This window comes from Bradyrhizobium sp. USDA 4461 (assembly GCF_054055655.1).
The window spans coordinates 8,320,836-8,346,753 of the sequence record NZ_JBSRXM010000001.1; the positions used below are offsets into that span (position 1 = coordinate 8,320,836).

Here is a 25,918-nt window from a genome sequence, read left to right on the forward strand (position 1 = left end):
CCCGGTCGGCGCGCGGCGCCGCCGGATGACAGGCTCCGCGAAGCAATCAATCCATCCGCGCGTGCGGCTGCATGGATTGCTTCGTCGCGTCGCTCCTCGCAATGACGTGGAATGAGTTCGGCTTTGCCTCCGCGTTCGGTCGCTGTCCCGAAAAGGTGAGGACCGGCTCAGGGCGGGCCCTTTCCGGAACGCCGCTAACGGCCTAGATTAGGGGTCGTTCGCGCATGATCTTGTCCGGAAAACCGCTGCGCACTTTTCCGGATCATGCGTCCTCGCACGCGCCTCCATTGCGCCGGGAATTTGCATGACACTGCTTCTGACGCACACCGCCTGCCTCAACCATCTCACCCCGCCCGGACATCCCGAACGCCCCGACCGGTTGCGCGCGGTTGCCGAGGTGCTCGGCGAGGACCGCTTCAAGGCCCTGGTGCGCGACCTCGCGCCGGAGGGCGACCTCGACACCGTGCTGCTCTGCCACGGCGAGCATTATGTCGGTGAGCTGCGTCACATCGCGCCGACCTCGGGCATGATCTATATCGACGGCGACACCTCGATGTCGCCGGGCACCTGGGAAGCCGTGATGCGCGGCGTCGGCGGCGCGGTGGCCGCGACCGAAGCGGTGATGGAGGGCAAGCATCAGAACGCCTTCGTCGCGGTGCGCCCGCCGGGACATCATGCCGAGAAGTCGACGCCGATGGGCTTCTGCTTCTTCGACAATGTCGCGATCGCCGCCCGCCATGCGCAGCGCAAATACGGCATCAAGCGCGCCGCGATCGTCGATTTCGACGTCCATCACGGCAACGGCACGCAGGATATCTTCTGGGCCGACCCTACCGTGATGTACTGCTCGACGCACCAGATGCCGTTATTCCCCGGCACCGGCGCTTCGGGCGAACGCGGCGAGCACGACACCGTCGTCAACGCGCCGCTGGCGCCGGGCGACGGCGGCGCCAAGTTCCGCGCCGCGTTCGAGAACCTGATCCTGCCGCAGCTCGAAAAATTCTCGCCCGAACTTGTCGTGATTTCGGCAGGCTTCGACGCGCATCACCGCGATCCCCTGGCCTCGATCAACCTCACGGCTGAGGATTTCGGCTGGGTCACGCGCAAGCTGATGGATGTTGCCGACAAGAGCGCCGGCGGCCGGGTCGTCTCCGTGCTGGAAGGCGGCTACGACCTCGAGGGCCTGAAAGAGTCGGTGGCATCTCATGTCACCGCATTGATGGGCGCGTAAATACCCGCCACAATACGTCCGCAAAAATTCGATTGATTCTGCGCCGGGGCAAACATGGCCTGCGACGGGTCATGTTTGGACGACAAGATCAGGTTGCGATCTGATCCACGCAATCGGGAACGCAAAGAATGGCCGAAAACACTCAAGCCGACGTCAAGAAGCTGTCCTTCGAACGCGCGATCGAGGAGCTCGAATCGATCGTCAAGCGGCTCGAGGACGGCAAGGTCCCGCTTGAGGAATCGGTTGCGATCTACGAGCGCGGTGAGGCGCTGAAGCGACGCTGCGAGGAATTGCTGCGCCAGGCCGAAGCCCGCGTCGACAAGATCACCACCGACGCCTCGGGCCAGCCGACCGGCACCGAGCCGCTCGACGTGCAGTAGCGCCGCGGGCGTTTCGCACCTCCGATCGTGCGACACGATGTCCGCCACGGCGGGCGATTGTTGCTGCGTGTTTCCAGCATTCCGTGACGACGCGGAGCTCACCGCGGCGATCGGGTGCGGCCGCGAATCAGGCCGATCCGGACCGTCCGGCTGCCGCAAAAATGGGCGAAGTGGAACCGGAACCCGGCACAGGCATTGAAAAGGCTAGGTTTTTCAATGCGGCGCATAGGAACCCTGCACCCCCGATCGGGTTGGCTTTGGCTACAGCTTTGGTGTAATGCTTCCAGTTCTATGGGCATTTGAGGGTGGCCGGCGGCCCGAATTTTTCGGGCGGCATGCATCTCGAATGGTTCGACAAAACTGAACCGGGACGGGTGAAGAGCGACCAAGGTGATGCATATCACGTGGTCCAATCCGGAGTGAATTGAGGCTTACAACCAGGCACGGTCTGCCGGGGCGGCACCCGATGTCTGGCATTCGCTGCGCGATGTGCGCGCCAACCCATCTCGCGTCGGGCGGTTCGTTCCGACAGGCAAAAATTGGAAATTCGCTGTGACCACATTTAGTAAAACGCCGCTTCTTGACACTATTCACACGCCCGATGACCTGCGCAAGCTGAAGGTCGAGCAGGTGCGGCAGGTTGCCGACGAGCTCCGCCAGGAAACCATCGATGCCGTGTCGGTGACCGGCGGCCACTTCGGCGCCGGCCTCGGCGTCGTCGAGCTGACCACCGCCATCCACTACATCTTCGACACCCCGCGCGACCGCCTGATCTGGGACGTCGGCCATCAGGCCTATCCCCACAAGATCCTGACCGGCCGCCGCGACCGCATCCGCACCCTGCGCACCGGCGGCGGCCTCTCCGGCTTCACCAAGCGAACCGAGAGCGACTACGATCCGTTCGGCGCCGCGCACTCCTCCACCTCGATCTCGGCCGGCCTCGGCATGGCCGTGGCGCGCGACCTCTCCGGCGGCAAGAACAACGTTATCGCCGTGATCGGTGACGGCGCGATGTCAGCGGGCATGGCCTATGAGGCCATGAACAATGCCGGCGCGATGAACTCGCGCCTGATCGTGATCCTCAACGACAACGACATGTCGATCGCGCCGCCGGTCGGCGCGATGAGCGCCTATCTGTCGCGCCTCTACTCGGGCAAGACCTACCGCTCGCTGCGCGAGGCCGCCAAGCAGATCAACAAGCGCCTGCCGAAGATCCTCGCCAACCGCGCCAACCGCGTCGAGGAATATTCCCGCGGCTTCATGATGGACGGCGGCACGCTGTTCGAGGAACTCGGCTTCTATTACGTCGGCCCGATCGACGGTCATAACCTCGACCATCTGCTGCCGGTGCTGAAGAACGTCCGCGACATGGAGACCGGGCCGATCCTGGTTCACGTCGTGACCCAGAAGGGCAAGGGCTACGGCCCGGCCGAAGCCTCCGCCGACAAGTACCACGCCGTGGTCAAGTTCGACGTCGCGACCGGCACCCAGGCCAAGGCCAAGCCGAATGCGCCGGCCTACCAGAACGTGTTCGGCCAGAGCCTGGTCAAGGAAGCCCAGAAGGACGACAAGATCGTCGCCATCACCGCGGCGATGCCGTCGGGCACCGGCGTCGACATCTTCAACAAGGCGTTCCCCGACCGCACCTTCGACGTCGGCATCGCCGAGCAGCATGCGGTGACGTTCGCCGCCGGCCTCGCCACGGAAGGCTACAAGCCGTTCTGCGCGATCTACTCGACCTTCCTGCAGCGCGGCTACGACCAGGTGGTCCATGACGTCGCGATCCAGAGCCTGCCGGTCCGCTTCGCGATCGACCGCGCCGGCCTGGTCGGCGCCGACGGCGCGACCCATGCCGGTTCGTTCGACAACGCCTATCTCGGCTGCCTGCCGAACTTCGTGATCATGGCGGCCGCCGACGAGGCCGAGATGGTGCACATGGTGGCGACGCAGGTTGCGATCAACGACCGTCCGAGCGCGCTGCGTTATCCGCGCGGCGAAGGCCGCGGCGTCGAAATGCCGGAAGTCGGCGTTCCCCTGCCGATCGGCAAGGGCCGCATCATCCGCGAGGGCAAGAAGGTCGCGCTGCTGTCGTTCGGCACCCGCCTCGCCGAGTGCGAGAAGGCCGCCGACGAGCTCGCCGCCCACGGCCTCTCCGCCACCATCGCCGACGCGCGCTTCATGAAGCCGCTCGACGAAGAGATGATCATGAAGCTCGCCCGCGACCACGAGATCCTGATCACGATCGAGGAAGGCTCGATCGGCGGCTTCGGCTCGCATGTCATGCAGTTCCTGTCCGACAACGCGATGCTCGACAGCGGCATGCTCAAGTTCCGCTCGATGATCCTGCCCGACGTGTTCCTCGATCACGACACGCCGGCGGCGATGTATGCCCGCGCCGGCCTCGACGCCAAGAGCATCGTTGCCAAGGTGTTCGAAACCCTCGGCAAGGACTACAAGACCGAGACCGTCAAGCTCGCGTAATCGTTCCGGGCGGCCCGAGGACTTCCGGTTCTGATTGAATCAGAACCGGAGCTCTGGCTTCCCGTTTGCACGAAACGCCATAGCACCGGCACGTCCATGAGAATCTATCTGGCAGGTCCTGACGTATTCCTGCCGGATGCCGTGGAGATCGGCCGCCGCAAGGCGGAGGTCTGCGCCTATCACGGGCTGACCGGGCTGTACCCGCTCGACAACAGCATCGATCCGACCGTCGCCGGCGCGTCGCTCAGCATCTTCAAGAGCAACGAGGCGATGATGGAGTCCGCCGACGCCATCATCGCCAATTTGACGCCGTTTCGCGGCCCCAGTGCCGACGCAGGCACCGTCTACGAACTCGGCTACATGGCGGGACGCGGCAAGCTGTGCCTCGCCTATTCGAACGATCCCACGTCCTACGCCAATCGCGTGGCACGGCTGAGCCAGGTGGCGCCGGCATCCGACGGACGCCTGATCGACGTGGAGGGTCTGACCGTGGAAGAGTTTGGCTTGTCGGACAATCTGATGATGATGCATGCGCTCGATCTGCACGGCAGCCCGCTGGTCACCCCGCGCGAGCCGGCGGCCGACCTCTGGCACGACCTCACCTCCTTCGAGGCCTGCGTGCGGCTCGCAACCGCGCAGCGCCGTCAGGCTGCCAAGTGAGCAAACACACGTGACCAAGGCGGGCGACAACGACAACAACGCCTCCGCCGGCAAGCGCATCGACGTGCTGCTGGTCGAACGCGGCCTGTTCGAGAGCCGGGCCCGGGCGCGCGCCGCGATCGACGCCGGCCTCGTCACCGCCGACGGCAAGCAGATTGCGAAGGCGTCCGAGATCGTCGCGTCCGACGCCGTACTCACCGCCGAGCCGGCACATCCCTATGTCTCGCGCGGCGGCGTCAAGCTTGCCGGCGCGCTCGAGCACTACCCGATCGACGTCGAGGGCCATGTCTGTCTCGATGTCGGCGCCTCGACCGGCGGCTTCACCGAAGTGCTGCTCGCGAACGGTGCGAGCCTCGTCTTCGCCGTCGATGTCGGCCACGGCCAGCTGCACCCGTCGCTGCAAGGGCATCCGAAGATCGTCTCCATGGAGGAGACCGACATCAGGAATTTCGAGGGCAAGCGCCTGCCGGCGCGGCCCGACGTCGTGGTGATCGACGTCAGCTTCATCTCGCTGAAGCTGGTGCTGCCGGTGGCGCTGTCGCTGGCGGCAGCACCCATGCATCTGCTGGCGCTGATCAAGCCGCAGTTCGAGGCGGCCCGCAAACACTCCAAGCGCGGCGTCATCCGCAACGCGATGGTGCACCAGCAGATCTGCGACGACATCGCCGCCTTTGCCGCCTCGCAGGGCTGCACCGATATCGAGGTGTTCCCGTCGTCGATCCCAGGCGGCGACGGCAACATCGAATTCTTCCTCGGCGCCCGCCGTGGCTGAGCTTCTCGCCATCGACCATGTCGGCCACCGCGGCGACGGCGTCGCGATCGACGGCACGCAGTCGATCTTCGTGCCCTACACGCTGGCCGGCGAAACCGTCGAGGTCGAGGACGTCCCCGGCAATCATCCCGACCGGCGGCGGCTGCTGCGGGTCACCCAGCAAAGCCCCGAGCGCATCGCGCCGTTCTGTCCGCATTTCGGTGTCTGCGGCGGCTGTGCGATCCAGCATTGGAGCGAGGCGCCTTACCACGCCTGGAAGCGCAACATTGTCGTGGAAACGCTGGCGCAGGCCAGGATCGACGCCGAGGTCGCGCCGCTGCTCGGCGCCCATGGCGCAGGCCGCCGCCGCATCACGCTGCACGGGCGCATGGGCACCCATGAGGTCCTCAAGGTCGGCTTCGCCGCTGCCGGTTCGCACGACATCGTTCCCGTCGACCGCTGCCCGATCCTCGATCCCGCGCTCGACGGCGCGCTCGAGGCGGCCTGGGCGGTCGCCGAGCCGCTGATCTCGATCGGCAAGCCGCTCGACATCCAGGTGACCGCGACGCTCAACGGCCTCGACATCGACGTGCGCGGCTCAGGCTCGCTGCCGACCAGCCTGATCGCCACGCTTTCGCGCGTCGCTGAGAAACACCGGCTGGCGCGACTGACCCGGCACGGCGAACTGGTGCTGCAGCGCGGCTCGCCCGAGATTGCGATCGGCAAGGCGAAGGTCGTGCTGCCGCCGGGCTCGTTCCTGCAGGCCACCGTCAAGGGCGAGGAGACGCTTGCGGCGCTGGTTCGTGCGCATTGCGGCCGCGCCAAGCACATCGCCGATCTGTTTTGCGGCGTCGGCCCGTTCGCGCTGCGCCTCGCGGAGAAGGCGCGGATCGCGGCGTTCGACAGCGACGCCGGCGCGATCGCGGCGCTGCAGAAGGCCGCGCAGACGACGCCGGGGCTGAAGCCGCTGAAGGCCGAGGCGCGCGACCTGTTCCGCCGCCCCTTGATGCCGCAGGAATTGCGCGACTATGACGCCGTCGTGTTCGATCCGCCGCGTCAGGGCGCGCAGGCGCAGGTCACCCAGCTCGCGGCCAGCAAGGTGCCGGTGGTCGTCGCGGTGTCCTGCAACGCCGCGACATTTGCGCGCGACGCAAAGATCCTGATCGATGGCGGCTACAAGCTCGCCGATGTCACCCCGGTCGATCAGTTCCGTCACACGCCGCATATCGAGCTGGTGGCACGGTTTGCGCGCTGAGACGACGCTGCGACTATCGCAGCGCCTGGCAGTCTCGTTATAGTCCGCCCTGCATGTCCCACGATCCGCTGCTCGCGCGCATCATTCCCATCCTCGTCGCCGTGCCCGGCGTCACCGCCATCGTGCTCGGCGGCTCGCGGGCGCGCGGCACAGCGCATGAAATGTCGGATTGCGATCTCGGTATCTACTATCGGGATGGCGCCGCTCTCGATATCGACCAGCTGCGCGCGGCGGTTGCGGCCCTGGTCGACGATCCCGCTGCTGCGCATGTGACGCCGGTCGGCGAATGGGGACCATGGATCGTCGGCGGCGCCTGGCTTGCGATCGGCGGCCGCAAGGTCGACCTGCTCTACCGCAGCATCGACCAGGTCACCGCTGTCATCGATGCCTGCCGCGGCGGCGAGATCAGCGTGCACTACCAGCCCGGCCATCCGCACGGCTTCTGCTCGGCGATCTGGATGGGCGAGATCGCGCTGTGCCGCGTCCTGCATGATCCCGACGCCCTGATCGCGGCATTGAAGGCGCGGACTGCGCCCTACCCGCCGGCGCTGCGCGATGCTCTCGTGCGGCGTTTCCAATGGGAAATCCTGTTCGCGATCGAGAATGCCGAGCTCGCATTGCCGCGCGGCGACAGCACGCACATCGCCGGCTGCGCCTATCGCGCGCTGGCCTGCATCGCGCAGGTGCTGTTTGCGCTGAACGGGCAATATCTGATCAACGAGAAGGGCGCGCTGGCGCAGGCCGCGAATTTTCCGGTGACGGTCCGCGACCTCGCTACGCATGTTGCCGAAGTCTGGCGACGGATCGGAGCCGGCGAGCATACCGGTGCGTTGCAGCTGCTGCGCGAACTTGAAAGCGACGTTTCAAAGATTTGCAGGCTGGGCTAGCAAAGAACTGTAGGATGGGTAGAGCGGAGCGAAACCCATCAATTCTTCTTTTGCGGCTAGAATGATGGGTTTCGCTCCGCTCTACCCATCCTACATCACAGCTATCGCCCCCAGCGATCCTGCCAGATCTTCTCGCCGATCATGCAACTGACCCGCGGCTCCTTCTCGGCGGTCCGCACCACCGGGCGCTCGGGAGTGCGGCCGGCGACCTCGAGCAATAGCTTGGTGCGGATCGCCTCCTTGAATTTCTCGCGATCCTTGATCGTCACCACGAAGGAGCCGGGTCCGCCGATCACGCAATCCTCGTAATAGTAATCCAGATTCTCGATGTCCATCGTCGAGTAGGACGGCTCCTTGACCATGATCGGCAGGCCGTTGATGACGATGCCCTTGTCGAGCGCCGCATCGCGCGCCGGCGTGATCGGTGCGCCGTTGTTGTTGGGTCCGTCGCCGGAAATATCGATCACGCGGCGCAGGCCGCGATGCGGATTCTCGTCGAACATCGGGATCGCGAAATAGATCGCGCCTGATATCGAGGTGCGCGAGGCGCGCCGCACCGGCGTCTTCATGATCTCGGCGGAGACCGCGTCGGCGGATTCAGGACCGTCGATCACCCGCCAGGGGATGATGACCTTCTGGTCGTTGGAGGCGGCCCATTCGAAATAGGTGATCGAGATCTTGCCGTTCGGGCCGGCCTTCAGCGCCTGCAGGAAATCCTTGGAAACGATCGCCTGCGCATAGCCCTCGCGCTGGATCGCGAGCTCGTCCATGTCCATCGAATAGGAGACGTCGACCGCGATGATCAGCTCGATGTCGACGCTCGGCGTGGATTCCTTTTCAGCCAGCCGGCCGGTCTGTGGTCCCGGGCCGGGCGCGGCAACACCGGCCACATCGCCGCTGGCCAGCATGCCCGCGACAAGCACCGCTCCGATCGAGACATACCAGCGCATTGCGGCCCTCCCGTCGTGTCGCGTCATGGTGACACGCAAATCAGGCGGCGAAAAGCGCTGATATCATCTGTCCTTCACATTCGAGTTAGGCGCTTGCAGGTTCGACGTGACTTGCCGCGAATGCGGCGGCACGCGCCGTGCCGCTGCCGCAATGAGGCCGTGCAATTCGAACGGTTCCAACAGCTGCCGGAAGACGGTAGTCTTACGGGGCAATCGCGAGGGAGTGCGATGCCAGATACTGTCGTCAAGCCGAAAACCCGAACCAAGACCAAGGTCGAGCGGCCACGCCTGCACAAGGTGATCCTGGTCAACGACGACTACACGCCGCGCGAGTTCGTCGTCACCGTGCTGAAGGGTGAATTCCGCATGACCGACGACCAGGCCTACAAGGTGATGCTGACCGCGCATCAGCGCGGCGTCTGCGTGGTCGCGGTGTTCACCAGGGATGTCGCCGAAACCAAGGCGACGCGCGCCACCGACGCCGGCCGCGCCAAGGGCTATCCGCTGCTGTTCACCACCGAGCCGGAAGAGTAGCAGGCATCACCGTCGCGCTGACTCGGCCCGCTGGCTGGCCACGATGTCTGCGACGACGGCCCCCAGCACCATCGCGCCGCCGATGAGCGCGCGCAGCGACGGCACTTCAGCGAACGCCAGCCATACCCAGAACGGCATCAGCGGCGTCTCCAGGGTGGCAATCAGCGACGCCTGCCCGGACGGCAGGAATCTGGAGCCGACGGTAAACAAAGTGAGCCCGAGCCCGACCTGGCACGCTCCGAACATCGCGAGCACGCCGAGATCGGTGCCGCCAACCGCGCCGATGCCCTGCCCGAGCGGCAGGCTGATGACGCTACCGAGAAAGTTCGAGAGCGCCGCGGCAGCGATCATCGGCGCGCCCCGGTGCCGCCGGATCACCACCGTCATCAGCGAAATCGCCAGCACCATCACGCAGGCGAGCCCAATGCCCCTGTAATCCGTAACGCCTGCGGCGCCGCTGACGGTGATGGCGACGCCCGCGAGCGCGACGAGGCTTGCCAGCAATGTGCCGGGCCGCGCCCGCTCGCCGAGCCAGAGTCGAGCGATCGCGGCCGCCGCGAACGGCTGCATCGCGATGAGGATGGCGACATTGGCGACGCTGGTCAGTTGCAGCGCCGGAATGAACGTCACCATGCCGAAGGTCGAGAGACCGGCCACCAGCCATCCGCTCGCCGGCATCGCGACGAGATCGCGCACGCCGCGCCGGCCTTGCGTCGCGAGGAGGAACAGCGCGATCGCGCCGCCGCCGAACAGCCCGCGCCAGAACAGGATGGTCCAGGAATCGAAATGCAGCAGCCGGGTGAAGAACGGCGCGGTACTCCAGGCCACAGCGGCCGCCACGACCAGCGCAATCCCCTTGCGATGCTGCGCGTTCGTGTCAGCCACGTCACACCGGCGGCTAGCTCGCAGCCGCGACCGGCGCCTCGTCGAACAGGCCGTAGACCCGTTCGGCCTTGGCAAATCCCGCGATCGGAAACTCCCCGAGATCGCTCCAGCCGCCATCATGGATGCCGGCGAAGCGCTCGGAGGCGACGACGGTGCGGCCGAGACGGCCGGCGATCCTCTCGAGGCGTGCCGCGAGATTGACCGCCGGACCGATGCAGGTGAAATCGAGCCGGTTGCCGCCGCCGATATTGCCGTAGAGCACGCGCCCAAGGTGCAGCGCGACGCCGAAGCGGAAACGCTCGACGGCATCGCCATTGGGGAATTGCAGCGCCTCGACGCCTGCGCGGGAAGCGCGCGCGGCGTCCAGCACCCGCGAGCAGACCTGCACCTCGTCGCCGAGATATTCGTCGACCGGAAACACCGCGAGCAGGCCGTCGCCCATGAATTTGAGCACCTCGCCGCCATGGTCGCGGATCGCGGTGACCTGGCAGTCGAAATAGAGATTGAGGATCTCGACGACGGTCTCGGCCGGCAGGCGGTCCGACAGCGCGGTGAAGCCGCGCAGGTCGGACAGCCAGATCGCGGCATCCATCGTGTCGGCATGGCCGCGCCGGATCTGGCCGCCCATGATGCGCTCGCCGGCGCGGTTGCCGACGTAGGTATCAAGCAGCAGCGAGGCGGTGCGGCGCAGCGTCACGATTTCGATGTAGCGCGCCAGCGGCACGGCGATCGAGCGGATCGCATCGAGCTGCTCGTCGGTGAAGCCGCCCGGCTGCTTGGTGGTCCAGCTCGACGCATTGGGGCGGCCGTCGGTGTTGATCAGCGGCACCGCGATATAGTCGGTGACGCCCTCGGCTTGCAGGTCCTCGACAATGGGAAAGCGTTTGCTCGAGGGGTCGTCGAACCGCGCGCGTACTTCAACACCTTGCTTGAAGACGATCCGCAGCGGGCTGACGGCGAAGTCCGGGGACTCCTCGATGTTGTGCGCGACGGTGCCGGTTTCGACCTCGGCGCCGGGCTTCCAGAGGAAATGCCGGCCGTAGATCTCGGGATGCAGCGTGCGCACGAAGACGCCGATGCGCCACAGCGGCAGCCCGGCCCGCGTCAGCCGTTCGCAGCATTCCGCCATCATCTGCACCGGGGTCGGCGCCGATCGCGCGCCGCCGATCATCCATGCGATGATATCCCGAAGCTCCGACGCGTTCATGGCAGTCCCCAAGGCGGTCTGGTACCGCCATTATATAGGATATAGGGGATCAGCGCCCGGTCTGCCCGCGGTCGCGCAGAAAATGATCGGCCAGCACGCAGGCCATCATGGCCTCGCCGACCGGCACCGCACGGATGCCGACGCAGGGATCGTGGCGGCCCTTGGTCAGGATGTCGGTATCGGCGCCCTTGCGATCCACCGTGCGGCGCGTGGTCAGGATCGAGGATGTCGGCTTGACCGCAAAGCGCACCACCACGGGCTGCCCGGTCGAGATGCCGCCGAGCACGCCGCCGGCATGGTTGGACAGGAAGCGCGTGCCATTGTTGCCGGTCCGCATCTCGTCGGCGTTCTCCTCGCCGGTGAGTTCGGCGGCGCCGAAGCCGGCACCGATCTCGACGCCCTTGACCGCGTTGATGCTCATCATCGCCGACGCCAGATCGCTGTCGAGTTTTGCATAGATCGGCGCGCCGAGCCCGGCCGGCACGCCTTCGGCGACGACCTCGATGACGGCACCGATCGAGGAGCCGCTCTTCCTGATGCCGTCGAGATAGCTCTCGAAGAACGCCGCCTTGTCCTTGTCGGGACAGAAGAACGGGTTGTTGGCGATCTCGTCCCAGTCCCACTTCTCGCGGTCGATCTTGTGCGGGCCCATCTGCACCAGCGCACCGCGCACCTTCACGTCGGGCAGCACCTTGCGCGCGATCGCGCCGGCCGCGACGCGGGTCGCGGTCTCGCGCGCCGAGGAACGGCCGCCGCCGCGATAATCGCGCAGGCCGTATTTCGCTTCATAGGTGAAGTCGGCATGGCCGGGGCGGAACTTGTCCTTGATCTCGGAATAGTCCTTCGAGCGCTGATCGGTGTTCTCGATCAACAGCGCGATCGGCGTGCCGGTCGTGACCTGCACGCCGGTTTCCGGATGCGCCATCACGCCGGACAGGATCTTCACCGCGTCCGGCTCCTGGCGCTGGGTGGTGAAGCGCGACTGGCCGGGCCGGCGGCGGTCGAGATCGTGCTGGATCTCCTCCACGGTCAGCGGGATCATCGGCGGGCAGCCGTCCACCACGCAGCCGATCGCGACCCCATGGCTCTCGCCGAAGGTCGTGACGCGGAACATATGGCCGAAGGTGTTGAAGGACATGGCGTGTCGTAACGCGCGGAGGCAGCGGGGTCAAACCTCGACTTCGTCAGGGCCGGGCATAGCCGTCCAGGTCGTCATTCCGGGGCTCGCGAAGCGAGAGCCCGGAATCCATTGGCCCACGGGACACGCGGCCTGATGGATTCCGGGCTCGACGCTTACGCGTCGCCCTCAGGTGCGCAATTGCGCACCGGGGAATGACGATGGAGAGAGTTACTGGCTTTAACTATATTTCCGCAGGCCCGCCGCGCCGAACACGTAGACCGCGCCCTGCTCGATATAAAGCTCGGCGGCCGAGGCCGGGGTCTCGAAGCCGAGCGCCACCATCAGTGCCCGCGCCGTGCCGCCATGGGCGACGGCGACGGTGTCCGACGTCACCGAATGGTACCAGTCGGTCATCCGCGCCTGCACCTCGACATAGCTCTCGCCACCCTCCGGCGCGACCTGCCACTTCTCGGCCAGGCGGCGGGCATAGACAACGGGGTCGGCGGCCTGCGCCTGCGCCAAGGTGGAGCCCTCCCACGTGCCGTAGCCGATCTCGCGCAGCCGCGCGTCAAGCGCGTAGTCGCCCGGCGGCAGGCCGAGCTCGGCGCGCACCAGCTCCATGGTGGCGCGCGCCCGGATCAGCGGGCTCGCGACGAATGGCAGCGTCGTCTTGTCACGGCCGTCGCGCGCCAGGAGATCGCCGAGGATGCGTCCGGCATGCGCCGCCTGGGCGCGGCCGCGCTCGTTGAGCGCGATATCCTGCGCGCCCTGAAGCCGGCCTTCGGCGTTCCACGCGGTCTCGCCGTGACGGATGTAGTAGATGGTCGGCACCGGCATTCCCGTAACGGCTGATCCTGAGCTGTCGGGCGCCTCACCACAGGCTTCCACGCCTCGAATTTTATGGCTTCGAGGTACACCAGCGCTTCGCCTGGCGACAAGCCCAAATCCGCCGCAGCTGAGGCGCTCTGCGCGCAGATCGATGCAACCGGAATAGCCACGCCGTTAGGGTGTTATGCTGGACAAGGCAGCTCATCGCCGAGACCATCGAAGACTGGATGCATGACCGCGTTTCGCCAAAGTGTCGAAGCCATGATTCCGGCGCTCCGCCGCTATGCGCGGGCGCTGACGCGCGACACCGATATCGCCGACGATCTGGTGCAGGACACGCTGGTGCGGGCGCTGCGCTCGGAGCGGCTGTTTCTCGGCGGCGACGTCAGGAGCTGGCTCTACACGATCCTGACCAACCTGAACAAGAACCGCAGGCGCTCGCTGGCGCGGCGGCCGCCTTTGATGCCGCTGCTCGACAACAATGCCGATGCCAGCGGCACCGAGGCCGAGGGACGCGATATCGAGCGCGCGCTGTCGACGCTGGTCGAGGAGCAACGCTCGGTGCTGCTGCTGGTGATGCTGGAGGGCATGAGCTACCGCGAGGTCGCCGACATCCAGGGCGTACCGATCGGCACCGTGATGTCCCGCCTCGCCCGCGCACGCGCCCATGTGCGGGCCTCGATCGAGGGCCAGCGCCCGGCGCTGAGGCGGGTGAAATGATAACGTGCGCGATGGCAGGCATTTCGCTTGAGCTGTTTCGCTTGAACGATTTTCGAACAGGATTTGGCAGAGACGACTGATATGACGAACCCGAACATCCCCGTCACCGAAGACGAGCTGCACGCCTACGTCGACAACGAGCTGCCGGCCGAACGCCGCGGCGATGTCGAGGCTTGGCTCGCCACCCATCCTGACGACGCGGCGCGGGTGCAGTCATGGCGCGCGATGGCCGAGACGCTGCATGCGCGCTACGACGGCGTGCTGGACGAGGCGGTGCCGAAGCGGCTCGAGCTCGAACGGCTGGTGCGCCAGCCGCGCCGCTGGGTCTATGGTGCGGTGGCGGCAACGCTGGTCGCCTTCATCGCCGGCGGCAGCGTGGGCTGGATCGCGCGCGGCGCTACGGCTGCACCATCGACCTTCCAGAGCTTCACGCTTGATGCGCTCGATGCGCACCGGCTCTACGTGGTCGAGGTCCGGCATCCCGTGGAGGTGCCCGGCAGCGAGCGCGACCATCTGCAGCAATGGCTGACCAAGCGCTGCGGCTGGGACGTCCGGGCGCCGGAGCTCAGCGGGCTGAAGCTGGTCGGCGGCCGCCTGCTGCCGGGGCCGAGCGGGCCGGCGTCGTTCCTGATGTATGAGAGCACGTCCGGCGAGCGCTTCACGGTCTATACCGCCAAGGCCAAGACCGAGGCGACCCAGATGCGCTACGCCGTGCAGGGCAGCGACGGCGCATTGTTTTGGGCCGATCGCGGTGTTGCCTATGTGGTCAGCGGCGGCACCGACCGCAGCCGGCTGAACCAGGTCGCGCAGGCCGTATACGATCAGATGGAGAAGAGCGGCGGCTGATCTTCCGTAATTCTACGGGAGATCGCGGCGCGAAATTGTGCCGTTTCGAGCAAGTGAATCCAGCCTCACTCGGCGTCCAAATTCCGACATTGAAAACTTCGATTCGCGTCATCGAGGCGTCTCATTATCGCACCGGATGCTCACGCGAAGATGATCAGCGCCCGATCCGCCGATCGGCGCACGCGGCCTCGATTGGGGTTTTGTGTACCGCGCTGGTCCCCCTCTCGAGGCCGCACTCCTTTTTCCGCCATCCGGTCTGCACGCCGCAGACCAGGAGTACGGACGGCCGGTCATCCTTTGACGCGCTCACGACGCCGCGTCTACCCCGATAGAGTCCGGGGTAGTTGCAGTTTCGCGTCTTCGCGTCTTAGGGACGCGCCCTCGGCGGTCAGCCGAGATCGCTGCGCGGATTATAGGGGTTACGCTCCCGCCACGTCTGCATCAATGCCTCAAGCTCGGCATCGTTCCCATCGGGAAGGATGATGCGGGTGGTGACGTAGAGGTCGCCGACAGCCCCCGCCTTCGGCAGCCCCTTGCCCTTGAGGCGGAAGGTGCGGCCGCTCGAGGTGTTCTTCGGGATCGACAGCTCGACCGCGCTGCCCAGCGTCGGCACTCGCACCTTGCCGCCCAGCACCGCCTCGTAGAGCGTCACCGGCAGATCGATCCTGAGATCGTTGCCGTCGACCTTGAAGAACGGATGCGGCGCGATCGAGATCGTGATCAGGAGATCGCCGGGCGGATGGCCCGGCGCGGTGTCGCCCTGCCCCTTCAGCCGGATCTGCTGGCCCGCGTTGACGCCGGGCGGAATCTTGACGTTGAGCTCGCGCCCGGTCGGCAGGCGGACACGCTTGTCGCCGCCCCTGACCGATTCCTCCAGCGAGACCGTCATCGCGACCGACAGATCGAGGTCGACGCCGACCCCACCGCCATCGAATTCGAACGGGCTCGTGCGGCCCGCGCGGGCGCCGCCGCGCGCGGCATTGCCGAACATGCTGTTGAGGATGTCCTCGAAGCTGCCGCCACCCATGCCGCCACCGGGGCCGCCGCGGAAGCTGTACTCGAAGCCGCCCGGACCGGCACGGCCGCCGGCGCTGCCGCCGCCCGGGAAACCCTGGAAGCGCGGCTTGCCTTCGGCATCGATCTCGCCGCGATCGAACTGCTTGCGCTTGTCCTCGTCGCCGACGATCTCGTTGGCGGTGTTGATCTCGGCAAAGCGGGCCGCCGCCTTCGGGTCGTTCTTGTTGTTGTCGGGGTGATGCTTCTTGGCGAGCTTGCGATAGGCGCTCTTGATCGTCGCAGCGCTGGCGCTCCGCTGCACCCCCAAGACCTCATAGGGGTCGCGCATCCGTCACGTCTCCTTCACGGGAAAATCGATTCTGGCTGGGAACCCGATCCGGGCCCACCTCGCCTTGATGTGGGGGGTCAGTGGCATTTTTGCAACTAGTCCTGGACCGACTCCAGCCGGAACCTCAGGACTTTCTCCACGGCTTCAAACTATGGATTTCCCACCGCCCTTGTCCAGCCTTGCAGGCGGCGCCCTGGAGCCAGCTTTCGGTGGTTCCGTTGACATAGCTGGCGAGGAAATCCCGGCAGGTCTTGCCGTCCTCGCCCGAGTAGGCCTGGGCCAGCGGCGTCACCGAGCCGCGCGCGCCGGTTTCGGGGTTTTCCCAGGGCTGACTGGAATCCTTGTCGCCCTTGGTCAGCACGTCGGAGGCGGCGTTGCGGGCGAAGGCGAGATCGCTGTCGGTCGGCATCGGCGCGTTGACCAGAGTCGGGCTGATCGAGCCCGTCACATCCTTGTCGTCGATCTTGGCGAAGGCATCGGTGCGCGACAGGCTGCAGCCGCTGGCGCCGACGCCGACAACGATCAAGGTCACCACCGCGCCCGCGGGGCGGATCACCGATAGGCCAACGCGCCCCCATGCCCTATATAGGGCCAGTAACGCGTTGTCTGACGCGGGCGGATGCAAATCGGGACTCCTGACATGACCGACACGACCTCCATCAAACACCCGACACCGTTAACATCGGGTGATTTCACCGCGGCGGAGGAGCCGTTCGCCCTGTTCGGCGAATGGTTTGCGGAAGCGGTCAAGTCCGAGCCGAACGATCCGAACGCGATGGCGCTGTCGACCGTCGACGCCGACGGCCTGCCCGACGTGCGAATGGTGTTGATGAAGGGCTTCGATGCCGACGGCTTCGTGTTCTACAGTCACATTGCCAGCGCCAAGGGCCGCGAATTGGCCGCAAATCCTAAGGCGGCTTTACTGTTTCACTGGAAATCGCTGCGCCGCCAGGTGCGCATCCGCGGGCCGGTCGCGCCGGTCACCGATGCCGAGGCCGACGCCTATTTCGCCACAAGGCCGAAGCAGGCCCAGATCGGCGCCTGGGCCAGCAAGCAGTCGCAGCCGCTGGAGAGCCGCTTCGCCTTCGAGCAGGCGATCGCCAAGGCCGGCGCGAAATATGTCATCGGCGAGGTGCCGCGGCCGCCGGGCTGGAGCGGCTGGCGGATCACGCCACAGCGCATCGAGTTCTGGCACGACCGCCCGTATCGCCTGCACGACCGCATCGAATTCCGCCGCGATGGCGCCGGCAGCGCCTGGTCGAAGGTGCGGCTCTATCCCTGAAAAAGCCGCGACCGTCATGGAAGGGCGAAAGTACGAAGCGCGTCTTCGTGTAAGATGACCCCGGCCATCGACGGCTTGATCCTCCATCGTTCAAGGACGTCGATGCCCGGCACGATGCTGCGCATGACGAAAACGAAAGAACCCCGTCGATGACCCGCCCTTCCAATGCGCCGCGGCGCACGCTGCTCCTGACCGGCGCGAGCCGCGGCATCGGCCACGCCACAGCGATCCGGTTCTCGTCCGCCGGCTGGCGCGTCATCACCCTGTCGCGGCATGCCTTCCCCGAGGTCTGTCCGTGGGGCGCCGGGCCGGAAGACCACATCGAGGTCGATCTCGGCAGCCATGACGACACCGTGCGCGCGATCTCCGAGATCCGGCGGCGGCTCGACAACGACGAGCTGCACGCGCTGGTCAACAACGCCGCGATCTCGCCGAAGGCGCCCGGCGGCGGCCGGCTTGGCACCATGGACACTGACGTCGAGACCTGGAATCACGTTTTCCACGTCAACTTCTTCGCTCCGATCATGATCGCGCGCGGTCTGATCGAGGAGCTGAAGCACGCCAAGGGCGCCGTGGTGAACGTCACCTCGATCGCCGGCTCGCGCGTGCATCCGTTCGCGGGGGCGGCCTATGCGACCTCGAAGGCGGCGCTGGCGGCGCTGACGCGCGAAATGGCATCGGACTTCGGCCGCGTCGGCGTTCGCGTCAACGCGATCGCGCCCGGCGAGATCGACACCTCGATCCTGTCGCCCGGCACCGAGAAGATCGTCGACCAGCAGATCCCGATGCATCGTCTCGGCACCCCCGACGAGGTCGCCAAGATCATCTACGTGCTGTGCACGGAGACCAGCTCTTACGTGAACGGCGCCGAGATCCACATCAATGGTGGCCAGCACGTCTGAGCTTCGGGCTTGGATGTGTTCCGGGGAAGGAAGCGAGGGGTTCGAGGCGATCCCGGCCGCCGCCGCGGCCGTGATAGAGGGATGCTTCGATGGCAGGCGTAACGACGCGGACGAGGCTTCTGCCTCTAGTCGGCGTAAAACCGGCGTGACTTCTTCTCAGTCTGCCGCAGCGCGACGTCGTTCAGCGCGCTGGAGCAGTCGTCTTCGTCCTCGCCATCAAGCAGCGCCGCGTCACAGTAACGGCAAAGTCTCGGCGAGATCGCCTGCACCTTGCCTGCTGCGCGGTCCTGTTGATAGCGCGCAAAGTCGATGACGTTACGCCGTGGCGTTATGATCTTCTCAACCATTGCTGTCCTCCGGCTTCGAGGCGGGCGTTATCGCAGACAAGTTTCGCCCAAACGTTCAGCGCAACCCTCAAATTTTAGGAGAGGAAATAAGGCAGAAAAGCGCGTCCCAAAACGCGACGATGGAACAAGCGCTACAGCCACTTCTTCCACTTGAAAATCCAGTACGGAACGATCGCCGCGATCAGCATCAGCACCAGCGCGAACGGATAGCCGTGCGTCCATTCGAGTTCCGGCATGATCTTGAAATTCATGCCGTAGATCGAGGCGATCAGCGTCGGCGGCATCAAGACCACCGCCATCACCGAGAACAGCTTGATGATGTTGTTCTGTTCCAGATTGACCACGCCGAGCATGGCGTCGAGCACGAAGGTGATCTTGTTGGAGAGATAGGAGGCGTGATCGGTCAGTGAGGCCACGTCACGCTGCATGGTCTTGAGCTGCTCGCGCATGTCCTTGGACCATTTCACCCCTTCCACGATCGCGGACAGGAAGGTGACGAGGCGGCCGATCGAGACCAGGCTTTCGCGAACTTTCGAGGTCAGGTCGCCCTTGCGGCCGATCGCGATCAGGATCTGCGAATATTGCTTGGCGTGGCCGTGGCGCTCGCTCTCCGGCTCGAAGATGTCGTGCGAGACCTGGTCGATGTCGGCGCCACAGCGCTCCAGCAGATCGGCACAGCGGTCGATCACGGCATCCAGCAGTTCCATCAGCACCTGCTCGCCGGTGATGCCGGGGGAACAGGCGCGGGCCAGCTTGTTCTCGACCAGCGCGAACGGTTTCGGCAGGTCGTAGCGCACCGTGACCAGGCGATGGCTGGTCAGGATGAAGGTGACCGCCGTGGTGCGCGGCATGTCGGTGTCGGAATGGCACATCAGCGTCGCAGTCATGTAGCGCGCGCTGTTCTCGATATAGAGCCGGCTGGAGATCTCGATCTCCTGCATGTCTTCCCGGGTCGGAACTGCGATCCCCGCGAGCTTCTCGACGGCCCGGTCCTCCTCCACGGTCGGGTTCACCAGATCGACCCAGACCGCGCCCTCGGGCAGCGCGCCGAGGTCGGTGGCGGCGACCTTCTTGAGGGAGAAATCGGAGGGAACGAACACCGACAGCATCACGAACTCCACAAAAAGGGCTGGCAAGACCGCCGACTTAGCCCGATTCTGGCGGGCGCTTCATGACCGCGGCATTAACCGGGCGTCCATATTTGTGGCGGCCAGGTGGCAGTGAGGGAGCTTCGACTCGACGACCGTTGCCTGTTTGCACAAAAAATCGACCCACGCCAGAACAGTTGCGGCAAAAAAGCCACAGATCACGTCCCGCGATGCGGGAAAGCCATCTAAAGTCTGGGAAGAACCACAGGTTTCAGCGATAATGCCCCTCATGGAATCGTGGCGTTTGGGGCGTAATGTTGGCGCTTTCGGGCGCGGATTTTCGATTGGAATGTAATCATGTCGTCGCTCAAAGTTACCCTCGGGATCCTCGCTGCGGGCCTGATGTTGTCGGGCTGCATGCAGGCCACGACCTACGAGGCAACCAATACCGCTGCGTTCAAGCCGCGTGACAAGGAACTGCTGGCCAAGACCACCTACGTCAAGACCCCGGTCGCCGAGCCGTTCCGCCGCGCCATCGTCGAGTATCACCGCAAGGAAGCCCCCGGCTCCATCGTGGTCGATTCCGACAACCACTACCTCTATTACGTGCTGAACGACGGCAAGGCGATCCGCTACGGCATCACCGTCGGTGAAGAAGCCATGGCCTGGTCCGGCATCGCCAAGGTCGGCAGCATGACCGAATGGCCGGCCTGGCACCCCACTCCCGGCGAGATCTCGCGCCTCGGCGTGCCGACCTTCGTGGCCCCGGGCCCGGACAATCCGATGGGCTCGCGCGCGATGTATCTCTACTCGGGCGGCAAGGACACGCTGTTCCGCATCCACGGCACCAACCAGCCGGAATACATCGGTTCGTCGATCTCCTCAGGCTGCATCCGCATGACCAACGAGGACGTCATCGACCTCTACAACCGCGTCAAGCTCGGCACCATCGTGGTGGTGCTGGAGCCGAAGCACGGCGACTCGCCCTACAAGCCGCAGATGGCGCTGCAGGGTGGCGGCAACGTCACCTACTGAACCGCACCAGATACGCGGACGAGATCAAAAGCGCCGGCTGTGCCGGCGCTTTTTTGTTGGCTGCGGTTGCGGCTTGGTCTCGGCTGCACCCTCGGACGGGGCCGCATCGTCTGATTTCGCCGCATCCGGCTCATCGGCCTTGCTGCGGTCGGCTTTCGATGCGTCCGGCTTGGACACGTCCGATTTTGCAGCGACCTCGCGCGGCGGCGCCTCCTCGGGCCGCTCGGCCGGCAATACCGGCGCGACCTGCGGCAGCGGGTCGTACACGTTCCACTGACAGATCCGGTAATTGTTGCGGCGCTCGATCAGGTCGAGATGGATGTGGTCCTCGTGGTACCAGTCCGAGCCCGGGCCGAGCACGGTGGAGAAGCGGGAGCAGACCGAATGCAGCACGGTCTCGCGCAGGGTCCGCGGCACACTGCGATCGGTCAGCGAGATCGACTTGCCGTTGGCAAGACCGAACGCGCGCACGTCGAGCGCATTGGCGCGGGCATGTTCGGAAAGTTGTGCGCCGGCGACGCGATTGCGGCCGCGGCATTCGAACGAGTCGAAATTGTCGAGATTGCTGATCTCGCCGCCGAAGCTCTGCGCCAGCGGCGCGATATCGGTGCGGACCCAGTCCGCGACTGCGGCGGCCATCTTGCAGCGGAGGATCGCCGCGGGCTTGACCGCGACCTTGCGCTTGTCCGCCAGCACGATGGCCTCGAGCCGCACGAGGTCCTCGCCCCCGCAGCCGCCGGCGCCGTGGATATCCGGAATGCTCGGCGCGATCGCGATCTCCTCGGTGAGCGCCTGCCGGCAGGCCGAGAGCTGCGGCCTGGGCGGCTCGGCCGGTCTGGCCGTTTCAGCCGGCTTGGCGGCTTCGGCAGGCGCGGCAGGCCGCTGCGTAGCGGCCGCAGGCGGCTCATGCTCAGCGGTCGCCGGTGCCTCGGATGCCGCCGGCGCCTCGGCGGGGCGCGGCTTCGGCAGCGGCACCGCGGAGCGGCGCACGGCCTTGTGCGCCCGCTGCGGCCTTGTGCCGAACAGATCGTCCCACGGGAAGCTCGGCGCGCCGCGGGCGGCCGCTGCGGGGCCCGCTTGCATGCCAAGGCAGAGCAGCGCGGCGGCAGCGGTAACCATTGCCGCGCAGGCGCGACGAAACGCGCCATCAGGCCATTTTCGGCTTGCTTTCTCCGCGCTACAGTTCATGTCAGTTCCATGATTTTACTGCCGGCCGTCCAAGATGCCGGCAGATCATGCGTGAGGATCGAGGAGGGAGTTGCGTATGCTTGGCTTGATGCAAGATTGGCCCTTGCTGTGCCACAAGATTATTGAGCACGCCGCGAAATATCACGGCACGCAGGAAGTCGTGACGCGGTCGGTCGAAGGCCCGATCCATCGCACCACCTATGCTCAGATCCATGCCCGCGCGCTGAAGGTGTCGCAGAGCCTGGAGCGCGACGGCATCAAGCTCGGCGACCGCATTGCCACCATCGCCTGGAACACCTGGCGCCACCTCGAGGTCTGGTACGGCATCATGGGGATCGGCGCGATCTGCCATACGGTCAATCCGCGGCTGTTTCCGGAACAGATCGCCTGGATCGTCAACCACGCCCAGGACCGCATCGTCATCACCGACCTCACCTTCGTTCCGGTGCTGGAGAAGATCGCAAGCCAGCTGCCGAGCGTCGAGCGCTACGTGGTGCTGACCGACAAGGCGCACATGCCGCAGACCACGCTGAAGAACGCGGTCGCCTATGAGGACTGGATCGCGGCATCCGACGGCAAGTTCGAGTGGAAGAGCTTCGACGAGAACACCGCGGCGGCGATGTGCTACACCTCCGGCACGACGGGCGATCCCAAGGGTGTGCTGTATTCGCACCGCTCCAACGTATTGCACGCGCTGATGGCCAACTCGAAGGACGCGCTCGGCACCTCCGCATCGGACACAATGCTTCCGGTGGTGCCCTTGTTCCATGCCAACAGCTGGGGCATCGCCTTCTCGGCACCGTCGATGGGCACCAAGCTGGTGATGCCCGGCCCGAAGCTCGACGGCGCCTCGGTGTATGAGCTGCTGTCGACCGAGAAGGTCACCCATACCGCCGGCGTTCCGACGGTGTGGCTGATGCTGCTGCAATACATGGCCGCCAACAATCTCAAGCTGCCCGACCTCCAGATGGTGATCTGCGGCGGCTCGGCGATGCCGCGCTCGATGATCAAGGCGTTCCTCGACATGGGCAGCCAGGTGCGCCACGCCTGGGGCATGACCGAGATGAGTCCGCTCGGCACGCTGGCGACGCTGAAGCCGCCGTTCACCGATCGCAGCGGCGAGGAGCGGCTCGACATCCTGCAAACCCAGGGCTATCCGCCGTTCGGCGTCGAGATGAAGATCACCGACGATGCCGGCAAGGAGTTGCCGTGGGACGGCAAGACCTTCGGCCGCCTCAAGGTCTCCGGTCCCGCGATCGCCAAGGCCTACTTCCGGGTCGATGCCAACATCCTCGACGATGCCGGCTTCTTCGACACCGGCGACGTGTCGACGATGGACGAGCACGGCTACATGCGGATCACCGACCGCTCCAAGGACGTGATCAAGTCCGGCGGCGAGTGGATCTCCTCGATCGATCTGGAGAACCTCGCAGTCGGCCATCCGGCGGTCGCGGAAGCCGCCGTGATCGGCGTCCATCACCCGAAATGGGACGAGCGGCCGCTGCTGATCGTGCAACTCAAGCAGGGCCAGAGCGCCACCCGGGAGGACATCCTGAAGTTCATGGATGGCAAGATCGCCAAATGGTGGATGCCGGACGACGTCGCCTTCGTCGACGGCATTCCCCACACCGCGACCGGCAAGATCCTGAAGACGGCGCTGCGCGACCAGTTCAAGGACTACACCTTCCCGACCGCTGCGGCGTAGGCTCCCTTATCTCCCCGGAGGGGGTCGAGACGAGCGCAGCTCGCTCCGGGATCGGTTCGCATGACGCGCAGCGAAATGCGGACCGAGGTGGGGCCGGCATACGCCGCCGGCTCCTTTGCATGGGGTTGTTTTCGATGTTTTGGCCGTGCGCCGCTGCGGAGGCCGGCGATGTGCGATCGCCCTGCCCTCCAACGGAGCATAAGACACCCGCCCAAATCCCTTGAATTCGCCGCAGGTCCGTGGTCTCACACGGTCATTGGCGGCGGCCGAGGTCGCCGGGGACATCTCAACCGGCAGATTTTTCGACGATGGCGCGCAGGTTTTCCGCTCCCTACCAGCAGGAGCCCGTGTCCGGTCTTGCCACCTGGTCGCGCAACCTCGCGATCTTCTCCGTCGTCGCGGTGGTGGTCTCGATCCTGATCGTCCGTTTCGGGTTCCTGGAGGTCAAGCCGGCGCTGGCGACCTTCTTCGGCGCGCTGGGCCTGGCCGGCCTGTCGGTCCTGCTTGGGCTGGCCGCCTTCGCCGCGATCTGGCAGAACGGCACCCGCGGCATGGGCCGGATCCTGCTCGCGTTCCTGATCGACGCCGCGATCCTCGCCTACCCGGCCTACCTGACCTATCAGTACCGCAAGCTGCCGCGGCTCTACGACGTCACCACAGATGCGATCGACCCGCCGAGATTCGAGGCGCTGGCGCGGCTGCGCACCGGGGAAGGCACCAATCCCGCTGCCTACGCGGGCCTCGCTTCGGCCGAGCGGCAGCGCGCCGCCTATCCGGATATTGAGACGGTCGAGCTTGAGGTCCCGGCCGACCGCGCCTACGAGCTGGCGCTGCGGCTGGTCAACCGCCGCAAATGGCTCGTCATCGACGCCCGCGCCCCGCAGCCGCCGCGCAATATCGGCCGCATCGAAGCGGTGGCGCGCACACCGATCATGGGCTTCCGCGAGGACGTCGCGATCCGGGTGACACCCGACGACGAGGATTCCCGCGTCGATATCCGCTCGGCCTCGCGCTATTTCGACACCGATCTCGGCAGCAACGCCGCGCGGGTCAAGAAGCTGATCGAGGACCTCAACACCGCGGCGGAAAACGACAAGGACAAGCCGGCGAAGAAGGCGGCTCCGGTCGCACCCAAGGCGCCGCCGGCGAAGACGGTGAAGAAATAAATCTCTCTCCGTCATTCTGGGGCATCGCGCAGCGATGAGCCCGGAATCCATCGGGCCGCAAGTGATGTGGTGAAATGGATTCCGGGCTCTCGCCTCGCGAGCCCCGGAATGACGAATGGACAGCGTCCCTACGCCAACCGATACGTGCCGCCGATCACCGGATCGCCGTCGGTCGCCACGACGCCGCGCGCGACCAGGTCCTCCAGATGCGCCAGCACCGAATAGCCGGCGGCGTTGGCGAGGCGCGGGTCGAGCCCGATATAGATCGCCCGCACCATGGTCGGGATGTCGGCCTCGCCCTTGCCGAGCCGATGCAGGATCGACGCCTCGCGCGCGCGGCGATGCCGCGCCAGGAAACGGACATAGCGCGGGCCTTCCGGAATCTCCGGACCGTGGCCCGAGAAATAGAGCTGCTCGGGGCGCTGCTCCAGCCGCTCCAGCGAGGCCATGTAGTCGATCATCGAGCCGTCCGGCGGCGCCACGATCGAGGTCGACCAGCCCATCACATGGTCGCCGACGAAATTGATGCTGCGCTCGGTCCACGCGAAGGCCAGATGATTGGCGGTGTGACCGGGGGTCGCGACAGCCTCCAGCGCGAAGCCTGCCCCCTCGATGACGTCGCCGTGCTTGACGGCGATGTCCGGCCGGAAATCGCGGTCGGCGCCGGATTCCGGATTGTGCTTCTCGCTCTCGAAGCGCGGCCGCGAGGCACGATGCGGCCCCTCGGCATAAACAGGCGCGCCGGTCGCGGCCTTGATCCGCGGCGTGTTCGGCGAATGGTCGCGATGGGTATGGGTGACCAGGATATGGGTCACGGTCTCGCCCTTGACCGCATCGAGCAGCGCTTTCGCATGCGCCTCGTCGTCAGGACCGGGGTCGATGATCGCGACCTTGCCCTCGCCCACGATGTAGCTGACCGTGCCGGTGAAGGTGAACGGGCTCGGATTGTTGCAGAGGACGCGGCGGACGCTGGGGCGGACCTGCTCGACCACGCCGGGCTTCAGCGGAAAATCACGATTGAACGGGATGTCGTCGTTGTCGGCCATGGGGAGTGCCCGGAGTGCGATCTTGTAGGATGGGTAGAGCGCAGCGAAACCCATCATGCGAGCCGCATGGCGGGCAGTA

The 25,918-nt window shown here is 65.8% G+C and carries 26 protein-coding genes; 15 read left to right on the forward strand and 11 right to left on the reverse strand.

Annotated features, from left to right (window positions below; all coding sequences use genetic code 11):
* The first annotated feature begins 304 nt into the window (after positions 1-304).
* The 7 genes from ACVINW_RS38870 to ACVINW_RS38900 all read left to right on the forward strand — a co-directional run bounded on the left by ACVINW_RS38870 (position 305) and on the right by ACVINW_RS38900 (position 7,645).
* On the forward strand, positions 305-1,231 hold the full coding sequence (locus ACVINW_RS38870) for a histone deacetylase family protein (protein WP_456756189.1): 927 nt from the start codon (positions 305-307) through the stop codon (positions 1,229-1,231).
* 128 nt (positions 1,232-1,359) lie between these two features.
* Entirely contained in the window at positions 1,360-1,611 is a 252-nt protein-coding gene (locus tag ACVINW_RS38875; RefSeq protein WP_028334494.1) for an exodeoxyribonuclease VII small subunit, read from the forward strand.
* Between the two features lie 552 nt (positions 1,612-2,163).
* Positions 2,164-4,092 (forward strand): 1-deoxy-D-xylulose-5-phosphate synthase, encoded by a 1,929-nt coding sequence (gene dxs, locus ACVINW_RS38880; protein WP_456756190.1) that lies wholly within the window; start codon positions 2,164-2,166, stop codon positions 4,090-4,092.
* Positions 4,093-4,188: 96 nt separating this feature from the next.
* Entirely contained in the window at positions 4,189-4,752 is a 564-nt protein-coding gene (locus ACVINW_RS38885; RefSeq protein WP_456756191.1) for a nucleoside 2-deoxyribosyltransferase, read from the forward strand.
* Between the two features lie 10 nt (positions 4,753-4,762).
* Positions 4,763-5,524, forward strand: coding sequence for a TlyA family RNA methyltransferase (locus tag ACVINW_RS38890; protein ID WP_456756192.1), 762 nt, complete (start codon positions 4,763-4,765; stop codon positions 5,522-5,524).
* Positions 5,517-6,758: a class I SAM-dependent RNA methyltransferase gene (locus tag ACVINW_RS38895; RefSeq protein WP_456756193.1), complete on the forward strand. Its 1,242-nt coding sequence runs from the start codon at positions 5,517-5,519 to the stop codon at positions 6,756-6,758. Before ACVINW_RS38890 ends, ACVINW_RS38895 begins: the two co-directional genes overlap by 8 nt.
* A gap of 53 nt (positions 6,759-6,811) precedes the next feature.
* Positions 6,812-7,645, forward strand: a complete 834-nt coding sequence (locus ACVINW_RS38900) for a nucleotidyltransferase domain-containing protein (protein WP_456756194.1) — start codon at positions 6,812-6,814, stop codon at positions 7,643-7,645.
* Positions 7,646-7,746: 101 nt separating this feature from the next.
* Here the strand turns inward: ACVINW_RS38900 and ACVINW_RS38905 are convergent, their stop codons facing one another.
* Positions 7,747-8,595: a DUF1194 domain-containing protein gene (locus ACVINW_RS38905; RefSeq protein ID WP_212017953.1), complete on the reverse strand. Its 849-nt coding sequence runs from the start codon at positions 8,593-8,595 to the stop codon at positions 7,747-7,749.
* 228 nt (positions 8,596-8,823) lie between these two features.
* Here ACVINW_RS38905 and clpS point away from each other — a divergent pair, with 228 nt between their 5' ends.
* Positions 8,824-9,129: an ATP-dependent Clp protease adapter ClpS gene (clpS, locus tag ACVINW_RS38910; protein WP_021076758.1), complete on the forward strand. Its 306-nt coding sequence runs from the start codon at positions 8,824-8,826 to the stop codon at positions 9,127-9,129.
* Between the two features lie 6 nt (positions 9,130-9,135).
* On the opposite strand, the gene ACVINW_RS38915 is transcribed toward clpS, so the two are convergent.
* The 4 genes from ACVINW_RS38915 to ACVINW_RS38930 form a co-directional block, all read right to left on the reverse strand.
* Positions 9,136-10,014 carry a DMT family transporter gene (locus ACVINW_RS38915; RefSeq protein ID WP_456756195.1) on the reverse strand — a complete coding sequence of 293 codons (879 nt, stop codon included), beginning with the start codon at positions 10,012-10,014 and terminating at the stop codon, positions 9,136-9,138.
* Positions 10,015-10,027: 13 nt separating this feature from the next.
* The gene (locus ACVINW_RS38920) at positions 10,028-11,221 is read right to left on the reverse strand and encodes an adenylate/guanylate cyclase domain-containing protein (RefSeq protein WP_456756196.1); all 1,194 of its coding nucleotides are present in this window, start codon (positions 11,219-11,221) and stop codon (positions 10,028-10,030) included.
* Positions 11,222-11,270: 49 nt separating this feature from the next.
* Positions 11,271-12,359 (reverse strand): chorismate synthase, encoded by a 1,089-nt coding sequence (aroC, locus tag ACVINW_RS38925; protein WP_456756197.1) that lies wholly within the window; start codon positions 12,357-12,359, stop codon positions 11,271-11,273.
* A gap of 219 nt (positions 12,360-12,578) precedes the next feature.
* A complete protein-coding gene (locus tag ACVINW_RS38930) occupies positions 12,579-13,178 on the reverse strand; it encodes a histidine phosphatase family protein (protein WP_456756198.1) in 600 nt (199 codons plus the stop codon).
* A gap of 222 nt (positions 13,179-13,400) precedes the next feature.
* On the opposite strand from ACVINW_RS38930, the gene ACVINW_RS38935 reads away from it, so the two are divergent.
* Together ACVINW_RS38935 and ACVINW_RS38940 are read left to right on the forward strand one after the other, a co-directional pair.
* Positions 13,401-13,889, forward strand: coding sequence for a sigma-70 family RNA polymerase sigma factor (locus ACVINW_RS38935; protein ID WP_021076763.1), 489 nt, complete (start codon positions 13,401-13,403; stop codon positions 13,887-13,889).
* Between the two features lie 81 nt (positions 13,890-13,970).
* Positions 13,971-14,735 (forward strand): anti-sigma factor family protein, encoded by a 765-nt coding sequence (locus tag ACVINW_RS38940; RefSeq protein WP_456756199.1) that lies wholly within the window; start codon positions 13,971-13,973, stop codon positions 14,733-14,735.
* A gap of 388 nt (positions 14,736-15,123) precedes the next feature.
* On the opposite strand, the gene ACVINW_RS38945 is transcribed toward ACVINW_RS38940, so the two are convergent.
* Together ACVINW_RS38945 and ACVINW_RS38950 are read right to left on the reverse strand one after the other, a co-directional pair.
* Entirely contained in the window at positions 15,124-16,080 is a 957-nt protein-coding gene (locus ACVINW_RS38945; RefSeq protein WP_456756200.1) for a DnaJ C-terminal domain-containing protein, read from the reverse strand.
* A 124-nt stretch (positions 16,081-16,204) separates the two neighbouring features.
* Positions 16,205-16,612: an RT0821/Lpp0805 family surface protein gene (locus ACVINW_RS38950; RefSeq protein ID WP_456756201.1), complete on the reverse strand. Its 408-nt coding sequence runs from the start codon at positions 16,610-16,612 to the stop codon at positions 16,205-16,207.
* Between the two features lie 108 nt (positions 16,613-16,720).
* On the opposite strand from ACVINW_RS38950, the gene pdxH reads away from it, so the two are divergent.
* Both pdxH and ACVINW_RS38960 read left to right on the forward strand, forming a co-directional pair.
* Positions 16,721-17,362: a pyridoxamine 5'-phosphate oxidase gene (gene pdxH / locus ACVINW_RS38955; RefSeq protein WP_456756202.1), complete on the forward strand. Its 642-nt coding sequence runs from the start codon at positions 16,721-16,723 to the stop codon at positions 17,360-17,362.
* A gap of 149 nt (positions 17,363-17,511) precedes the next feature.
* Entirely contained in the window at positions 17,512-18,264 is a 753-nt protein-coding gene (locus ACVINW_RS38960) for an SDR family NAD(P)-dependent oxidoreductase (RefSeq protein ID WP_456756203.1), read from the forward strand.
* Between the two features lie 125 nt (positions 18,265-18,389).
* On the opposite strand, the gene ACVINW_RS38965 is transcribed toward ACVINW_RS38960, so the two are convergent.
* Positions 18,390-18,611, reverse strand: a complete 222-nt coding sequence (locus tag ACVINW_RS38965) for a hypothetical protein (protein ID WP_456756204.1) — start codon at positions 18,609-18,611, stop codon at positions 18,390-18,392.
* Positions 18,612-18,742: 131 nt separating this feature from the next.
* Entirely contained in the window at positions 18,743-19,720 is a 978-nt protein-coding gene (locus tag ACVINW_RS38970; RefSeq protein WP_456756205.1) for a magnesium transporter CorA family protein, read from the reverse strand.
* A 336-nt stretch (positions 19,721-20,056) separates the two neighbouring features.
* Here ACVINW_RS38970 and ACVINW_RS38975 point away from each other — a divergent pair, with 336 nt between their 5' ends.
* Entirely contained in the window at positions 20,057-20,734 is a 678-nt protein-coding gene (locus ACVINW_RS38975; RefSeq protein WP_456756206.1) for a L,D-transpeptidase, read from the forward strand.
* A gap of 24 nt (positions 20,735-20,758) precedes the next feature.
* On the opposite strand, the gene ACVINW_RS38980 is transcribed toward ACVINW_RS38975, so the two are convergent.
* Positions 20,759-21,922, reverse strand: coding sequence for an extensin family protein (locus ACVINW_RS38980; protein WP_456756207.1), 1,164 nt, complete (start codon positions 21,920-21,922; stop codon positions 20,759-20,761).
* Between the two features lie 76 nt (positions 21,923-21,998).
* Here ACVINW_RS38980 and ACVINW_RS38985 point away from each other — a divergent pair, with 76 nt between their 5' ends.
* Entirely contained in the window at positions 21,999-23,627 is a 1,629-nt protein-coding gene (locus tag ACVINW_RS38985; RefSeq protein WP_456756208.1) for a fatty-acid--CoA ligase, read from the forward strand.
* A gap of 308 nt (positions 23,628-23,935) precedes the next feature.
* A complete protein-coding gene (locus tag ACVINW_RS38990; protein WP_456756209.1) occupies positions 23,936-24,793 on the forward strand; it encodes a DUF1499 domain-containing protein in 858 nt (285 codons plus the stop codon).
* Positions 24,794-24,921: 128 nt separating this feature from the next.
* Here ACVINW_RS38990 and ACVINW_RS38995 read toward each other — a convergent pair whose 3' ends face one another.
* Complete coding sequence (locus ACVINW_RS38995) at positions 24,922-25,839, reverse strand: MBL fold metallo-hydrolase (protein WP_456756598.1); 918 nt, start codon at positions 25,837-25,839, stop codon at positions 24,922-24,924.
* Positions 25,840-25,918 lie beyond the last annotated feature (79 nt).

Bases quoted from the DNA above. Each gene is read 5' to 3' on its own strand.
- ACVINW_RS38885 (WP_456756191.1), top strand. From the start codon at position 4,189: ATGAGAATCTATCTGGCAGGTCCTGACGTATTCCTGCCGGATGCCGTG.
- ACVINW_RS38985 (WP_456756208.1), top strand. From the start codon at position 21,999: ATGCTTGGCTTGATGCAAGATTGGCCCTTGCTGTGCCACAAGATTATT.
- ACVINW_RS38970 (WP_456756205.1), bottom strand. From the start codon at position 19,720: ATGCTGTCGGTGTTCGTTCCCTCCGATTTCTCCCTCAAGAAGGTCGCC.
- ACVINW_RS38870 (WP_456756189.1), top strand. From the start codon at position 305: ATGACACTGCTTCTGACGCACACCGCCTGCCTCAACCATCTCACCCCG.
- clpS (WP_021076758.1), top strand. From the start codon at position 8,824: ATGCCAGATACTGTCGTCAAGCCGAAAACCCGAACCAAGACCAAGGTC.
- ACVINW_RS38990 (WP_456756209.1), top strand. From the start codon at position 23,936: ATGGCGCGCAGGTTTTCCGCTCCCTACCAGCAGGAGCCCGTGTCCGGT.
- ACVINW_RS38940 (WP_456756199.1), top strand. From the start codon at position 13,971: ATGACGAACCCGAACATCCCCGTCACCGAAGACGAGCTGCACGCCTAC.
- ACVINW_RS38920 (WP_456756196.1), bottom strand. From the start codon at position 11,221: ATGAACGCGTCGGAGCTTCGGGATATCATCGCATGGATGATCGGCGGC.
- ACVINW_RS38945 (WP_456756200.1), bottom strand. From the start codon at position 16,080: ATGCGCGACCCCTATGAGGTCTTGGGGGTGCAGCGGAGCGCCAGCGCT.
- pdxH (WP_456756202.1), top strand. From the start codon at position 16,721: ATGACCGACACGACCTCCATCAAACACCCGACACCGTTAACATCGGGT.
- ACVINW_RS38930 (WP_456756198.1), bottom strand. From the start codon at position 13,178: ATGCCGGTGCCGACCATCTACTACATCCGTCACGGCGAGACCGCGTGG.
- ACVINW_RS38875 (WP_028334494.1), top strand. From the start codon at position 1,360: ATGGCCGAAAACACTCAAGCCGACGTCAAGAAGCTGTCCTTCGAACGC.
- ACVINW_RS38975 (WP_456756206.1), top strand. From the start codon at position 20,057: ATGTCGTCGCTCAAAGTTACCCTCGGGATCCTCGCTGCGGGCCTGATG.
- ACVINW_RS38980 (WP_456756207.1), bottom strand. From the start codon at position 21,922: ATGAACTGTAGCGCGGAGAAAGCAAGCCGAAAATGGCCTGATGGCGCG.
- ACVINW_RS38995 (WP_456756598.1), bottom strand. From the start codon at position 25,839: ATGGCCGACAACGACGACATCCCGTTCAATCGTGATTTTCCGCTGAAG.
- ACVINW_RS38960 (WP_456756203.1), top strand. From the start codon at position 17,512: ATGACCCGCCCTTCCAATGCGCCGCGGCGCACGCTGCTCCTGACCGGC.
- ACVINW_RS38935 (WP_021076763.1), top strand. From the start codon at position 13,401: ATGACCGCGTTTCGCCAAAGTGTCGAAGCCATGATTCCGGCGCTCCGC.
- ACVINW_RS38905 (WP_212017953.1), bottom strand. From the start codon at position 8,595: ATGCGCTGGTATGTCTCGATCGGAGCGGTGCTTGTCGCGGGCATGCTG.
- ACVINW_RS38900 (WP_456756194.1), top strand. From the start codon at position 6,812: ATGTCCCACGATCCGCTGCTCGCGCGCATCATTCCCATCCTCGTCGCC.
- ACVINW_RS38965 (WP_456756204.1), bottom strand. From the start codon at position 18,611: ATGGTTGAGAAGATCATAACGCCACGGCGTAACGTCATCGACTTTGCG.
- aroC (WP_456756197.1), bottom strand. From the start codon at position 12,359: ATGTCCTTCAACACCTTCGGCCATATGTTCCGCGTCACGACCTTCGGC.